A 14,255-nucleotide genomic window follows, 5' to 3' on the forward strand; every position below is an offset into this window, starting at 1 on the left:
AAGGGAAAAGGTCAAAAAAGAAGCACCGTAGGTGCTTGAGTGGGGGCTTTCCTCCCATCACTAAAGTGACGGGTATCCAGCCCATAATATATCAATGACACTGACCGGTAGAAAGGTCAGAACCGCCAACTCAATGATCATGGTTAAGCCGAATATCCCCCAAAAGAAGAGGTGCTGGCCCCGCTTGGGCAGGCGATTCAACCACCTCGCTACCCCGGGACCGGCCACCAGGCCAGCTCCGACCACCATCAGGGCGCCACTAATTTGGCCAAGATCGGTCCCCAAGTTGGCCCCGATAATAAGGACCAAGATGCCGATCAACAAGCCCTGCATTAGCCTAGTCATGAGCGGGACACACGATTTCTTTAAGCGGGTGGTCGCAGATGACGGCCAAGATCTCAGCCAACTCAGCGCTAGATTCGACCATCCCTTCCCTGATCCACAGCATGAACACCGCACTAATCTCACTGGCAAAAACGGTGCGAACATACTTAGCGGGTAGAAGCGCGGCCGTACTGAAATCGGCCTGCAAGAAATCCTCCATGATCGAGACCAGTTCTCGCTTAAGGATGGTCTCCATGTGTTTTTCAAGGCCACCGTTAACCATTGCCGTTATCACCGCCTCGTTCTCCCTAATATAATCGGCCACCGCCTGAATGCTAGTCGGGGCCAATTTATGGTGCTGATCGGCGCGTAAAAGCTCCCGGATTGTCGTGAAAATCTGCCGCTCAACCCCGGCTTCAAAGTCATAAATATCAGTGTAGTTATTATAAAAGGTCGTCCGGTTAACCCGGGCGCGGCTGGTCAATTCCTTGACCGTGATCTTGTTAAAGCCTTTCTCGTTGAGGAGCTCAATGAAGGCCGTGTACAGGCGGGCCTTGGTTTGTGTTCGGCGGGTAGCTGTCATCTCTTTCTCCTTATTTCAACACATTGTCGAATCTGTAACTTGTTTCATCGCCTTCATCATACTACAATCGACTTATTAAATAAACATATGTCGAATTAAAGAGAGAGGTTTTGAGAATGGCATATATTGAAGTAGTAAATAATACCAAGACCTATCCATCTGGCGATGAAACGATCTACGCCAACAAGGATATCTCCTTTGAGGTCCAAAAAGGCCAGCTGGTAATCATCCTGGGGACGTCGGGGGCCGGAAAGTCGACCTTGCTTAACACCCTAGGCGGGATGGACACCAACACCAGCGGGGATGTGATCATCGACGGGCAAAATATCGCCCAGCTATCGGCTAAGGAGCTAACCGCCTACCGTAGGAATGACGTTGGCTTTGTCTTCCAATTCTATAACCTGGTTCCAAACCTAACAGCGCTAGAAAACGTCGAACTGGCCTCCCAAATTGTCCCTGACCACCTATCAGCCGAAGAGGCCCTAAAGAGTGTCGGCCTGGCTAACCGGCTCAATAACTTCCCCGCTCAGCTATCCGGCGGTGAGCAACAACGGGTCGCGATCGCCCGGGCGGTGGCCAAAAAGCCCAAACTCTTGTTATGTGACGAGCCAACCGGAGCGCTAGACTTTGAGACCGGCCGGGCCGTGATGCAGATTCTGCAAGACATGAGCCGCAAGCAGGGGTCGACCGTTTTGATCGTCACCCACAACGCCGCCTTGGCCCCGATCGCTGACCAGGTCATTCACATCCATGACGGCCAGGTTAAGCAAATTACCCACCAGGACCACCCGCAAGACATCGCAAGCTTGGAATGGTAGGTGAAGATCGTGAGCAAAAAAATGTTATGGAAGGACGCCTGGCAGTCAATTGGTCAATCGTCCGGGCGGTTTATCGCCCTGGTCTTGCTGATTTTTTTGGGAACCTTCGCCTTTATCGGCCTTAAGGTTACCGGGCCAGATATGCGCCAAACCGGGTTAAATTACTTTAACCAAACCCACCTAGCCGACATGACTGTTAGTTCGGCGTCTGGGCTCAACCGGGCCGACCAAAAAACGATCAAAAGCCAAGCGGACGTCAAGGACGTCGACTACGGCTACTTCACCGACGCCAAGATCAAGGGGAGTTCCAACAGTGTTAGGGTCTTTTCAAAGTCCGGCGCCCTTTCAAGCTATCGTGTAATCGCAGGTCGGTTACCCAAAACTAACACGGAAATTGCCCTCAACAGTACCCTTAAGGGGAAGTACCGGCGCGGTCAAACGATTACTCTGCAAAACGGCCAGGGACTAGCCAAGACCAAGTTTACAATTGTCGGCTTCGTCAAGTCAGCCGAATTTATCAGCCATAACAACTTCGGCCAGACCGACGTCGGGACTGGCCAACTGAACGGCTTTGCCGTCACCACTAAGGGCGCCTTTTCGATGGGTGAATATAACATTGCCCGGATTAGTTACAAAGACGCTGGGCGCCTAAACGCCTATGATACCTCCTACACGAAGTTGATGAATAAGCACCAGAAAAAGATGCTTTCGGCGTTAAATAAAAACCGGGCAGCTAAGTACCAGAACGAACAAGCAGCCTTAACGAAGGCCAAAGCCCAGGTAACCCAACTAAACCAGGCAGCCGCTCTGCAGCCGGCTCTAGCCGACCAGGCAAAGGAGGCCGCCAGCCGGCTTGCCAAGCAAGAATACCAGCTTCAAAACCTCGGCTACCCCTCCTACACGGTTAACACCCGTAGTGATTTCCCGGGTTATGAAATCTACCACTCCAACTCCGAGCGGGTTGACGTTTTAGCCAACGTCTTTCCGACCTTCCTCTTCGCCATTGCTGCCCTGGTGGCCTTAACGACAATGATGCGGTTTGTCGAAGAAGAACGGATCACGATCGGGACCCTTAAGGCGCTAGGATACAGCAATGCTGACGTTGCACTTAAATTCTTATTGTACAGCCTCTTGGCCAGTGGCCTCGGGATTGTCTTGGGGGCGGCTGGTGGCTTCACCATTCTTCCTCAAATCATCTTCAAGGCCTACGCCGCTAGTTCAACAATTACCGGGCTCACGCTCAAGTTCTCCTGGACCTACCTAACCATTGCCGTCGTGATTGCACTGTGCTCGACGACCGTGGCCGCCCTGTACGCGCTGAGCCATAACTTTAAGGAACAGCCCGCGGCCTTGCTACTGCCGAAGCCACCCAAGGCCGGGAGCCGGATTTTGCTTGAACGGATAACGCCCCTATGGAAACGGCTCTCCTTTAACAACAAGGTTACCTTCCGTAACCTCTTCCGTTACAAGAGCCGGGCGCTCATGACTATCTTTGGGGTCGCCGGGTGTGTAGGGCTCCTCGTGATGGGGATCGGAATCCGCGACTCCTTGGCCGGAATCACCGATCGGCAGTACAGTCAGATCATTAAGTATGACATGCTGGTGGCTAAAAAGCCGGCCCCGACGCGTGACCAGAACCAAAAGTTTAATGATCTGCTTGCTTCAGATAAGGTTACCCACCACCAGGCCGTTTACACCCAGCAGTACCACCGGGTGGTCGGTAAAAACCAAAGCACCCAGGCGGTAACGATGATTGTGCCAAGCACCACGAAGGACTTTAATAAGTCGGTAGCGACGCTTTCGGCCAGCTCCGGTAAGGAGATGCACCTGCCAGCAAACGGTGTTATCCTGACCCAAAAGATGGCCACCCTGCTCCACGCTAAGAAGGGCGCCACCATTTATTTAAAGGACGTCAACGGGCAAAAGCAGTCCTTTAAGGTGGAAGGGATCGCCCAAATGTACATGGGCCACTTTATCTTCATGAGCAGAGGCGCCTACCAAAAGGCAACTGGGCAAACTTACCGGACCAATGCCCAGCTAGTGACCCTCAAAAATCACTCTAGTGCCAACGTTAAAAAGGTTGCGAGCGCCTTTATCCAGACTGGTGCCGCTGCTTCCACCTCCTTGAACCTCAATAATAAGGAACTGATTGGCAATACCATTAATGGTTTAAACACCGTCATTGTGGTCCTGATTGCCATCGCCACGCTGTTAGCCGTAGTTGTCTTGTACAATCTGACTAACATCAACGTTTCCGAGCGGATCCGGGAGCTGTCAACGATTAAGGTCCTCGGCTTCTTCGACCGGGAGGTGACCATGTACATTTACCGGGAAACGATCATCTTAACGATTCTCGGAATCTTCCTTGGTTACTTCTTCGGGATATGGCTACACTCCTTCATCATGATCAATCTTCCACCGGATAATGCCATGTTTGATAACTCCATGTATCCCCTCAACTTCGTAATCTCAACGGTAATCCCCGCCGTGATCACCCTCATCTTAGCCTTTATCATGCACCGTAAGATCCAGCGGGTTAACATGCTCGACGCCTTAAAATCCGTAGACTAAACGTAAAAAAGTCTCCCGGCTAGGAGGTCTTAAGAATGGTTAGCTTTGTGCCTAACAATTCTAGAACCCTTCATCAGCCGGGAGGCTTTTTTGTGCGACGAGAAACGCGATCTTCTCCGCTCCTCTACCAGTGCTACCAACGTTAACACAACTAATCAAGACCGCCTACCGTTCAAGATGAAACGATAGACGGTCTTGATCGTTACCACAACGCTTTGAAACGTGACCAAAGCTGGTTGAGCCCCACCGCCGACATAAAGGAAAGGACCCAGGTAACAGCCCAGCATAAGAATAACGTCCCCAGCGGGTGAGCGGTATGAAGGTTTCCGCGGTTACTGAGGTGCCAAACAATCTGGAGCCAAAAGATATTCGACAAGTAGGCCTTGTAAGCAAAGGCGGCCAGGTAGTGCATTGCCTTTAACATTCGATCGTGGTGGCGCTTGGTGTTATACAGGCATAAAGCGGCCACGCAGGCAATTACCGCTAAGGAGTAAAGAGTCATTGACGGCTTGTAGTAATCAGCCTTGCTTAGGTTTAGGGGAAACCCTGCCTGGTCCAGTTCGTAATTGGTCCAAAGAAAGGCCAGACCAAGTACGGTTAAGGAGAGCCACCAAAACTTGAGAAGCCAGTGGTTGACCTGGTCCGCAAACTTAACGGCTAGAACCCCCAAGACTCCGTAAATGCTAAAGGAAACGAAGAAGCGGTCCAAGAGGTACCAATCCCCGTGGTTAGCCATTAGGGTGTAGAAATCCAGCCACAGGGCGTAGCCGATAATTGTCAGAATTGCCACGATCATCCCCCGTTGCGGTTGTTGCTCCACCAAACGGGCCAGGGCCCAAAAGAGGGGCATTAGGATGATGAACTGCAACATCATGGTGTTATACCACAAATGAGGGGCGGCGTTTCCGTTAACAAAGTTCCAGATAAAGGAGCCAGCATTATGATAAGCGGCAACCTGCTGGACCCAAGGCATAACGATTAAGTAAACCAGGGTCCACCAAAAGGAAGGGACAAACAGGCTTTGAAAGGCCCCCTTCATGTAGGCGGGATATTGCCTAACCCCGGCACCTTCATGGGTACGGGTGGTCGAATAAAGGATCCCGAAGATAAAGGCGGGGGCTGTGTATTTAACTAGGTTATAGATAATCCCCAGGGTAAACTGAGTCTGGTGATCAGGATTGGTCGCCAGTACCAAGGAGATAGTTGGTTGCATCATCACCGCAGTACAGGCGAAAACCTTGAGGTAATCACCAATATCGGCAATTCGGATTTTTTTAGGCACGTAATCACATCCATTGTTGAATTGTGAGTAGCAACAAGGATGTTACTTAACAGCATTTTAATCCCCTAACGTTAATTTTGACAAGTCCCCTTTTAACTGGGCGTGGTAAAAGCGAATGATTTCGGTTGCCACTTCCCGAATGGCAACGTCGGTCCGGGACTTTCTAAGGAATTAATTGTTAGTCGACCGCCAGAGCATCAATCGGGTTAAGAGCAGCGGCGTGCCGTGCTGGTAGCCAGGCTGCTAATAAGGAAATAATCAGGGCGATCACAAAGACGGTCACAACATTGCCAAAGGTGATTTGGATGAAGGCATAGGCTGCAATCCTACTCAACGCGGCGTTAAAGCCAACCTGAGCAATAAAGGCGATTACGGTGGCTATAATCGCCGAGAACACCCCAATGATCAACGATTCGGCAATAAACATCCGGCGAATATCCTTCTTGCTTTCACCAAGTGCCCGTAAGATCCCGATTTCCTTGGTCCGGTCAGCCACCGACATGTACATGGTCACAATGATCATTAAGGCGGAGACCAAAAGTGAGATGCCGGCCACCCCAGCCAAGATATTGGTGATCAGGCTGATATAGGTCTCAATCCTAGAGATCATTGACGAAACGGCGCTGGCGGTGAAGACGCGCTTATTAGCGGTCTTGATCTTGTTGATCTGCTTAGCGACCTTCTTAGAGTTTTCCATCGTGTTTGCTGTCACAGCCAGCGAACTAGGATTTGGCTTCACGTTTTGGTCTTCCATGGCCTTAAGTAGGGTCTTGGTGTTGATGTAGCTGGTCCCGGCCGAGCTGCTGGAGATCCCAGCGACCTTAGCGGTAAATTTAACGGTTACCTGCTGACCCTGGCTGTTTTGAGCGGCGTAAGATAGGTCAACCGTCTTACCGATCAAACTCTTGCCACTGCCCTTGCGAAGTTTTTTGGCAACCGTATTTTGATCCAGAACCACTTCACCGTCCCCCGGCTTGTGACCGTACTTAATGGAGGAATTGGTGCTTGAATTGTTCCAGTTGGTCAAGGTCTGGGCAACAGTGCTCTTGTTACCAGACGCAATCATAACGTTAACGGCCGAATAGATCTTTTGAACGTCTGAAACGTTCCTCAAATCCTTAATCTTTTGAATATCGCTATTTTTGAAAACGGTGGCGCCCCTACTCAACTCGGCCATCATCGACTGCTGACTGGCTGAGCTGGATTCTTCGGTCCCACTGTCGCTGCCCTTTACGTATTGAGTAACGATCACCGAACGGGGGTTAACCATGTCATTAACCTGCTTGTTGACGTAGCCTTGAACCCCGTTCCCCAGCCCGTTGAACAGGATCACGGCAAACAGACCGATCGCCGTTCCGGCCACGATCAAGAGGTTGCGAGCAAAGTGAAACTTAAAGTGCTTGTAGGCCGTCGATATCGAGGTCCTTAAAGATAGGGGCTTGGAGGTCAGACGACGCTGTTGATCATTAACCGGGTAAGCTGGCCGGAGCCGCTCATCACCGTCAATTTGCCCCTCGGCCAGGTGTACGATCCGGGTTCCGGAGTCGGCCACGTGCTGGGAGTGGGTGACGGCGATCACTAACCGTCCTTCAGCGGCGATCTCGTTTAAAATCTTTAAAACGTCTTCGGTGTTTTCCGCGTCCAAGGCGCCGGTTGGTTCATCGGCGATGATGATCTTGGGATCGCTAGCCAGGGCCCGGGCGATTGCTACCCGCTGCTTTTGGCCACCAGACAGCTGGCTTGGGTACTTCTTGGCATGTTCTAACAAACCAACCCGCTTTAAGAGGTCCCTCGTCCGTTCGGTAGCCTCCTTGGTACTTAGCGTCGTCATATCTAACGACAGACGGACGTTTTCGGTCACCGTCAGGTGGTTGATTAGGTTGTAGGACTGGTAAATATAACCAACCTCGTCGCGCCGGTAACGGTCCATGCGCTGTTCTTGGCTGTGATCAAGCTTATTACCGTTAACAATCACTTCCCCGCTGAACTCACGGTCCAAGCCCCCAATGATGTTCATCAGAGTCGACTTCCCACCTCCAGATTCCCCAAGGATCGAAACAAATTCCCCGAGGTCAAACTTAAGGTCGATCCCTTTTAAGACCGGGAATTCCTCCTTCCCCAGGTAATAGGATTTATGGATGTCTTTGAGTTCTAAATACGCCATATAACGACTCCATTCTCTTGACTCTAATCAAGTATGCTAAAAGTATGTGTTCATTGTACCCGGTTTAAATATCATATCAATTAAATTTACTACTTAATTTCAATGCAAAAAGACCACTCCCTTAGTGGTGGAATGGTCATATCGTTCGACATTAATTTAAAGGGGTGCGCCCCTAATTTTTTTCGGTAAATTTTACGGCCGTCCCGTAAGCAACCACTGACTGCATATCCGAGGCAATCGAGCTAGAGTCAAAACGCATCATTACCACGGCATCGGCACCCATTGAAGCCGCCTCATCCGTCAGCCGTTTAATCGCCTCTTGGCGTGAGGTCGTCAGCATCTTGGTGTAGCCCCTGATTTCACCACCGACAATATTTTTAAAACCGGCACCAAGATTGCTAACAAGGTTACGGCTCTGAGTAGTGACCCCAAAGCACTCGCCAATCACTTCGTATTCCTGACCCGGAATCTTTTCGGTTGTTGTCACTAACATGGTAGAATCTCCTTTTCAATCCTGTGCTGTGCTACTTACCGAAATTATCGCATAATTAACGACTCAATGGTAGGGGGCGTACCAAACCCTCCTGCCCTTTCCGATGCTTTATGACCGCCGTTAAACAGTACTCAAAAAAATCGTCTTATAACTCACCAAAGTCATAAGGCGATTTTTAATCTCTAAGTTGAAGCCACCTTATTCGTCAATTTCGTTGGCTTGGCTCTTAGTCTCAGCAACCGCAAACCGTTCGTACTCTTCGGCAGCGGCCTTATTATTGGCCTTCTTTAAGTGGAAGAGGGCGCGCCAACAAACTACCAGTAGAATAACTACCCCCGCCGTAAAGATCAGATCCCACGGCATCCGGCCCCAGAGAAGGAGCGAGATTACCTTTTCGTGGTAGAAGGATATCTGACGGGCGTGCCAGTAGCCGTTCTTTAAGGCGTCAGCCAATTGGAGTTGCCCAACCGGCATTAGGGTGGCAAAGACCATCCCGGCTAAACCAATGTTAAGTAGCCAGGCCGACCAGCGAATCGCCTTCTCCATCTTAGCCGTCCAGAATTCCTTGACGGTTATGTTACGCAAAACGTAAAGGATAATAGCGATTGAGAACATCCCGTAAACCCCGGCCATCGAACCGTGAGCGTGGGCTGCCGTCCACTGGGTCCCATGTTCGAAGTAGTTGATAGCGGGTGCGTTGATTAAGAAACCAAGCGCCCCGGCCCCAAGGGTGTTCCAAATTCCCGTCCACATCAAGAAGATGAAGGTGCTCTTGTATGGGAAGTTGTGATAAGTATCTTGGTAAACCCGGTAGTGGGTGTAGGCTTCCCAAACCAAGAGGGAAAGCGGAACAATTTCAAGGGCGGAGAAGGAAGCCCCAAGGGCCAGCCAGAGGGAGTGATCCCCCATCCAGAAGTAGTGGTGCCCTGTTCCGATTACCCCGGATCCCAAGAGCAGGATTAATTGGAAGTAGAGGGAGCGGATCGTCGACTTGATCGTTGTCAGCTTCATGTCAACCAAAAGCCAACCAGTCAAGATAACAGCGAAGGCTTCAAAGATCCCTTCAACCCAAAGGTGAACGATCCACCAACGCCAATAATCAGCGAAGGTCACGTGTGAGTCGGGCATAATGAAGATTGAGGCACAGTAGAAGGCAGGAACGGCGATCGCCCCTAAGAAGAGCATCGTTACCAACCGGGTCCGGCTTAAATTATCCTTCCGCCGCATAGCTGGAACAAAGCCACGCATTAGAATGATAATCCAAAGGACCATGGCGGCAATTAGCATGTATTGCCAGAACTTCCCGAGTTCAAGGTATTCCCAGCCTCCGTTACCAAAGAGCCACCAATCCTTATTCAAGACACCCAAGCCGGTTAGCCATTCCCCAAGCATACTACCGCCGACCACGACAATTAAGGCCCAGAAGAGAATGTCAACGAGAACCCCCTGGCGGACCGGTTCCTTACGGAGAACCCGTGGCACAATGTAGATCCCGGCGCCTAGCCAGGTGGTAGCCACCCAGAAAATCACTAACTGGAGGTGCCATGAGTGTGCGAGGTTGAACGGCCAGATGTTTTGAAGCGGAATCCCAAAGAAGGTGTTTTCTACGTAATAGTGGGCCATTAATTCCCCTAAGAGAATCTGAATTAAGAAGAGCACCATTACCAGGGTAAAGTACTTGGCCGTCTTACGTTGACTAGTGGTAATCGGCAAGGTATCCGGTTCAAGAATCGGCACATCCTTTTGGTATTGGGCCTTGGATTCTAGGTTATATTTCTTTTGAACCCAGATGGCAATCGCAACCCCCATTACCAAGAGGGCTACGGAGATCCCCGTCCACGTCATGGCCTTTGGCGTCATCACGTTACCGGCATCGAGGTCGTACGGCCAGTTATTGGTATAAGAGTAGGTACGGCTTGGTCGGTTAGTTGAGGATAACCACGCTCCCCAGAAGAAGAAGGCCGTCAATTGATCAACCTTATTCCCACTAACCATGTACTCATTAGTGTGATTCTTGATCATGTTGTCCGGCAGCCCAACCTGCTTGGGGTTGTTAATGAAGGCCTTCCGGTAGTATGCGGTTAAGTAGCGGTACCCCGCCACTTGAGCCTTTGTTAAGGTTAATTCCTTATCCTTGGTGTTATAACGGTTCACCCGGATTTCCTTTTTAACCTGCCCTTTGATTCCTTCTTGTTGAACCGTGGTTAGCTGGTTAAAGGACTTACCATACAAATCGTTAGCGTAGTAACGGTACATCCCACGCAGATAAACGTGAAGGGCTTGAGCGGTGTAATCCGGCCCTAAGTAAGCCCCATTCCCTAAATAGGTTCCGTAATCAGCTAACTGATATTTTTCGTAGATCGCTTGCCCAGAAAGTAGCTGCTTTTTAGAAACCAGCGTCGTTCCGGATTCAGTAACCATCTTGGCTGGACGAGGAGCTTCATTCCTAAAGATAAGTAGCCCCCCGGCAATCAAGACGGAGAAGACAACAACCAGGGTCACGATCAGAGTCCTGGATAGTCGCCGATATGGATTTGGCATCTCAATCCCCCCAAAAGCCAAAAAATATTAAAGTAGATTAAGTTTACATTAAGCGACCAACGTTTTCAACTAATCCTGGAATATTTTTATATTCTCAAAATTGATGATCAATTTTCTCGCCTTACCGATTATTGCGAGCTACCAATGTTTTCATAAAAAAGCCCGCTTCAAATCATGAAGCGGGGCATAAATCTTTAACGACACTATTTGACAATCAATTGGCGCTATTTGTTAATAAGGTGTCGCAAATTGCTATCCACTTGGCGGAAATTGTTGGCTATAATAAAGTCATCAATTAAAACAAGTGAGGAATTATAAATGACAAAAGTAGTACTATTAACAGGCGCATCATCTGGAATTGGCCACCAAACAGCCCAACTCTTAGCTGAAAATGGCTTTAAGGTTTACGGGGCTGCCCGCCGGCTTGAAGCTATGGATGACCTAAAGCAATACGGTGTTTCTGCCGTACGTCTGGATGTAACCAATGAAGACTCCATTAAGCAAGCCGTCGCGGAAGTTATTAATCAGGAAGGTCGAATTGATATCCTAATTAATAATGCAGGTTATGGTTCCTATGGGGCGGTGGAAGATGTCACCATCGAAGAAGCTAAGCGTCAGTTTGACGTAAATATCTTTGGTCTGGCAGCCCTGACCCAAGAAGTCTTACCCCACATGCGATCACAAAAGTCAGGCAAAATCATTAACGTCTCTTCCATGGGTGGGCGGTTAACCACTATGTTCGGTGCTTGGTACCACGCAACAAAATACGCCTTGGAAGCCTTCTCCGATGCCTTGCGAATGGAAACCAAGAGCTTCGGTATTGATGTCATCTTGGTTGAACCAGGCGGTATCAAAACTCCTTGGGGCCTAATCGCAGCTGACCACTTACGCAAATCAGCTAAGGGCGGGGCCTATGAACAGCAAGCTAGCAAGACGGCGGATGGGATGGTCCGTCAATACTCCAGCAACCTCTTATCTGACCCCCAAGTAATTGCTAAGACCATGTTAAAAGCCGCCAACGCCCGTAAACCTAGGGCCCGTTATTTAGTTGGGTTTGGGGCTAAGCCGTTAGTCTTCTTGCACTCAATCTTACCAACCCGGGCCTTTGACTTCATTATCTCTAGGGCTTCCTAAGAAGGTGGAATACGATGAAGCTAGATTTAAACCAGCAATTTATGGATATGTTTCAGCAACTGGGACTAAGCTTTACCACAATTCAGCAGAAGGCTAAATTACCCATGAATGCGGGAAAAGAGGTTGATTTGGACAACAATCAATACGTCCAAATTATGCAGGTTTTAGATCAAGAACTCGATGACCAACAACTCCTCCAATTAAGTAACATCAACAACCTTCAACAGTTTGTGCCATCTTTCTATGCTTCTCTGGCCAGTCCGGATGGGATGACCGCCCTAGAACGTTTTGCCCGCTATAAGAAGCTGGTGGGGCCAGTTGATATTGATTTGAAAGAATCAGCTCAAGAGGTAAGCTTATCCTTCACTTACCAGGTTGAAACGATCCCCCGGTTCATGCTTTTAAATGAGCAACTCCTGGTTATAAGTCTCTTGCGGATAGGTAGTGGCCAAGAAATCCGTCCCCGCGTTATTAGTGGACCTTATAAATATGGGCCAGTAGTGGAAGAATATTTGGGCGTTAAGGGGCGTTTTTCCATCAAGAATCAAATGGTTTTCGCGAAAAGGGACTTGGTACAAGCGTTTGTGACCGAGAACAATATCATGTGGAAATACCTCAGCCCTAGTTTAGACCAGGAGCTTCAACAACTAGAAAAAGAGGGCGTCCTTAAAGACCAAGTCCAACAAGTCCTTATAGATGCCCTGCCGGGTAATCAAGCCACGATTGAAGTGGTGGCACAACGACTGGGGATGAGCAACCGAACCTTACAAAGAAAGCTAAAGGAAGAAGGTACCTCCTTTAAGGCAGTTCTAACCAAGGTCCAGAGCAAAATGGCTCAAACTTACTTGCGTAATGGAGTTAGAACCGATGAAATTGCCTACCTGGTGGGTTACACTGAGACTTCCTCTTTCATGCGAGCTTTTAAACGTTGGACCGGGCAAACGGTCGGACAATTCCAACTATCATAAATTATCAAATAAAGCAAAATGACGGTGGATCAATGTGATGATGCAGGACATGATTACAAAACCAGGCGGCCGTCGCGAATATACAGTTAAGCATATGGAAAAATAAGAATATTCATCAAACTAAAAAATGAGCCTAGCAAATTTGCTAAGCTCATTTTTACTACTATCATGTTATTGGCTAATTCTGCCAAAGAATCAGCTTTAACAACTTCACCGCTCTTTTCGCAATTGTCAAAATCAACTTGAATATTTTCTAACGGTCCAACATAATCTCTTGGGGTTTGACCAACCTCACAAAATTGACGTTCAAAGGTATCTTCCAAGTTAACCTGATTTTGTCTGAAGTAATCCAAAGTCTTTTGATCAACAACTACATAATATTTACCGCCAACATAATGTGCCGCATTCGCCCACATGGCAAAATCATAGACAACATCTTCGTTCACAAAGCGGTGCCCGGTTTTATCAATCCACAACAACGGCAGGTTAGTTAATGTCTCAACACTACTATCTCTTTTCATAGGATTAATACTATAACTAGGGGCGCAACCATGTGCGAATAAAACGGGGGTGTAGTTAATATCAGCTCCTAGCTTTTGAGCAGTTTTAATCCCAACTCCGGTTGATTTGTGTTCTCCCAAATTTAACAGTTCATCCGCATCGGTATATTTTTTTGCGCATTAACTCATTGTCACCACAGTATCCGCCATCCGCAAAAATAATTTTGGGGGCTTTGATTTCCAATTCGCCATCTTTTGTATTAACAATTACCGATTCTAAATGGTCATCTTTAAAATTAGCCTTTTTAAATTCGGTTTCTAATAGTACCTGATTATTTCCTGAATTTAACTTTTGAGCTAACTGATCCCAATTTTCCATCTTCGCTTTAAAATCATTAAATTTATGGTAAACCAACGGATCATTTTCATGGGCTTTTTGCTCACTCTTTTCTACGGTGACTGGTAGCCCCATCCGCTCTAAGCGGTCAATATTTTCTCCGGACCACTTTAAAAATTTAGATAAGAGCTCACCATTAACAAAATAATGATTGTAAGACGTTAAGCCTTCAAATGCTTCTTTATATCCGTATGTCACGCCTAATTTTTGCTGTTGCTTGGAGTTAATCGCAAACACCCCGTGAGCACCAAATTTGCCGGCACCACCAACCTTATTACCTTTTTCTAGCATGACAAAAGGAACCCCTTTTTCATATAATTCAAAGGCTGCTGATATTCCTGACGACCCCGAGCCGACAATCACAACATCTGTTTTCATTGATATATTATGGGCTGGATACCCGTCTTTAGTGATGGGAGGAAAGCCCCCACTCAAGCACCTACGGTGCTTCTTTTTTTGACCTTTTCCCTTTCTTTTTGC

At 48.4% G+C, this 14,255-nt stretch carries 12 protein-coding genes; 4 read left to right on the forward strand and 8 right to left on the reverse strand.

The window, feature by feature from the left end; translation table 11 throughout:
* Positions 1-60 precede the first annotated feature (60 nt).
* Both AOQ57_RS07030 and AOQ57_RS07035 read right to left on the reverse strand, forming a co-directional pair.
* Entirely contained in the window at positions 61-345 is a 285-nt protein-coding gene (locus tag AOQ57_RS07030; protein WP_157686488.1) for a hypothetical protein, read from the reverse strand.
* Complete coding sequence (locus tag AOQ57_RS07035; protein ID WP_093626553.1) at positions 338-907, reverse strand: TetR/AcrR family transcriptional regulator; 570 nt, start codon at positions 905-907, stop codon at positions 338-340. Before AOQ57_RS07035 ends, AOQ57_RS07030 begins: the two co-directional genes overlap by 8 nt.
* Before the next feature lie 116 nt (positions 908-1,023).
* Here AOQ57_RS07035 and AOQ57_RS07040 point away from each other — a divergent pair, with 116 nt between their 5' ends.
* On the forward strand, positions 1,024-1,725 hold the full coding sequence (locus AOQ57_RS07040; RefSeq protein WP_093626554.1) for an ABC transporter ATP-binding protein: 702 nt from the start codon (positions 1,024-1,026) through the stop codon (positions 1,723-1,725).
* A 9-nt stretch (positions 1,726-1,734) separates the two neighbouring features.
* Complete coding sequence (locus AOQ57_RS07045; protein ID WP_162200223.1) at positions 1,735-4,296, forward strand: FtsX-like permease family protein; 2,562 nt, start codon at positions 1,735-1,737, stop codon at positions 4,294-4,296.
* Between the two features lie 202 nt (positions 4,297-4,498).
* On the opposite strand, the gene AOQ57_RS07050 is transcribed toward AOQ57_RS07045, so the two are convergent.
* From AOQ57_RS07050 to AOQ57_RS07065, 4 genes are all read right to left on the reverse strand, one after another.
* Positions 4,499-5,578: an acyltransferase family protein gene (locus AOQ57_RS07050; RefSeq protein WP_093626558.1), complete on the reverse strand. Its 1,080-nt coding sequence runs from the start codon at positions 5,576-5,578 to the stop codon at positions 4,499-4,501.
* Positions 5,579-5,756: 178 nt separating this feature from the next.
* The gene (locus AOQ57_RS07055) at positions 5,757-7,742 is read right to left on the reverse strand and encodes an ABC transporter ATP-binding protein/permease (protein WP_093626560.1); all 1,986 of its coding nucleotides are present in this window, start codon (positions 7,740-7,742) and stop codon (positions 5,757-5,759) included.
* A gap of 172 nt (positions 7,743-7,914) precedes the next feature.
* A complete protein-coding gene (locus tag AOQ57_RS07060; RefSeq protein ID WP_093626562.1) occupies positions 7,915-8,235 on the reverse strand; it encodes a heavy metal-binding domain-containing protein in 321 nt (106 codons plus the stop codon).
* A gap of 198 nt (positions 8,236-8,433) precedes the next feature.
* Positions 8,434-10,776 carry a nitric-oxide reductase large subunit gene (locus tag AOQ57_RS07065; protein ID WP_093626564.1) on the reverse strand — a complete coding sequence of 781 codons (2,343 nt, stop codon included), beginning with the start codon at positions 10,774-10,776 and terminating at the stop codon, positions 8,434-8,436.
* Between the two features lie 318 nt (positions 10,777-11,094).
* On the opposite strand from AOQ57_RS07065, the gene AOQ57_RS07070 reads away from it, so the two are divergent.
* Positions 11,095-11,910, forward strand: a complete 816-nt coding sequence (locus AOQ57_RS07070) for an oxidoreductase (RefSeq protein ID WP_093626566.1) — start codon at positions 11,095-11,097, stop codon at positions 11,908-11,910.
* 14 nt (positions 11,911-11,924) lie between these two features.
* Positions 11,925-12,878, forward strand: a complete 954-nt coding sequence (locus AOQ57_RS07075) for an AraC family transcriptional regulator (RefSeq protein ID WP_093626568.1) — start codon at positions 11,925-11,927, stop codon at positions 12,876-12,878.
* 86 nt (positions 12,879-12,964) lie between these two features.
* Here the strand turns inward: AOQ57_RS07075 and AOQ57_RS08340 are convergent, their stop codons facing one another.
* On the reverse strand, positions 12,965-13,519 hold the full coding sequence (locus AOQ57_RS08340) for a hypothetical protein (protein ID WP_235789027.1): 555 nt from the start codon (positions 13,517-13,519) through the stop codon (positions 12,965-12,967).
* Between the two features lie 10 nt (positions 13,520-13,529).
* On the reverse strand, positions 13,530-14,255 hold a 726-nt coding region (locus tag AOQ57_RS08345; protein ID WP_235789028.1), incomplete at its 5' end, for an FAD-dependent oxidoreductase.

It is taken from the genome of Limosilactobacillus gorillae, from assembly GCF_001293735.1.
Classification (GTDB): domain Bacteria; phylum Bacillota; class Bacilli; order Lactobacillales; family Lactobacillaceae; genus Limosilactobacillus; species Limosilactobacillus gorillae.

Excerpts from the sequence above, each read along its gene's own strand:
- AOQ57_RS07030 (WP_157686488.1), bottom strand. The coding sequence starts at position 345 with ATGACTAGGCTAATGCAGGGCTTGTTGATCGGCATCTTGGTCCTTATT.
- AOQ57_RS07035 (WP_093626553.1), bottom strand. The coding sequence starts at position 907 with ATGACAGCTACCCGCCGAACACAAACCAAGGCCCGCCTGTACACGGCC.
- AOQ57_RS07040 (WP_093626554.1), top strand. The coding sequence starts at position 1,024 with ATGGCATATATTGAAGTAGTAAATAATACCAAGACCTATCCATCTGGC.
- AOQ57_RS07055 (WP_093626560.1), bottom strand. The coding sequence starts at position 7,742 with ATGGCGTATTTAGAACTCAAAGACATCCATAAATCCTATTACCTGGGG.
- AOQ57_RS07060 (WP_093626562.1), bottom strand. The coding sequence starts at position 8,235 with ATGTTAGTGACAACAACCGAAAAGATTCCGGGTCAGGAATACGAAGTG.
- AOQ57_RS07065 (WP_093626564.1), bottom strand. The coding sequence starts at position 10,776 with ATGCCAAATCCATATCGGCGACTATCCAGGACTCTGATCGTGACCCTG.
- AOQ57_RS07070 (WP_093626566.1), top strand. The coding sequence starts at position 11,095 with ATGACAAAAGTAGTACTATTAACAGGCGCATCATCTGGAATTGGCCAC.
- AOQ57_RS07075 (WP_093626568.1), top strand. The coding sequence starts at position 11,925 with ATGAAGCTAGATTTAAACCAGCAATTTATGGATATGTTTCAGCAACTG.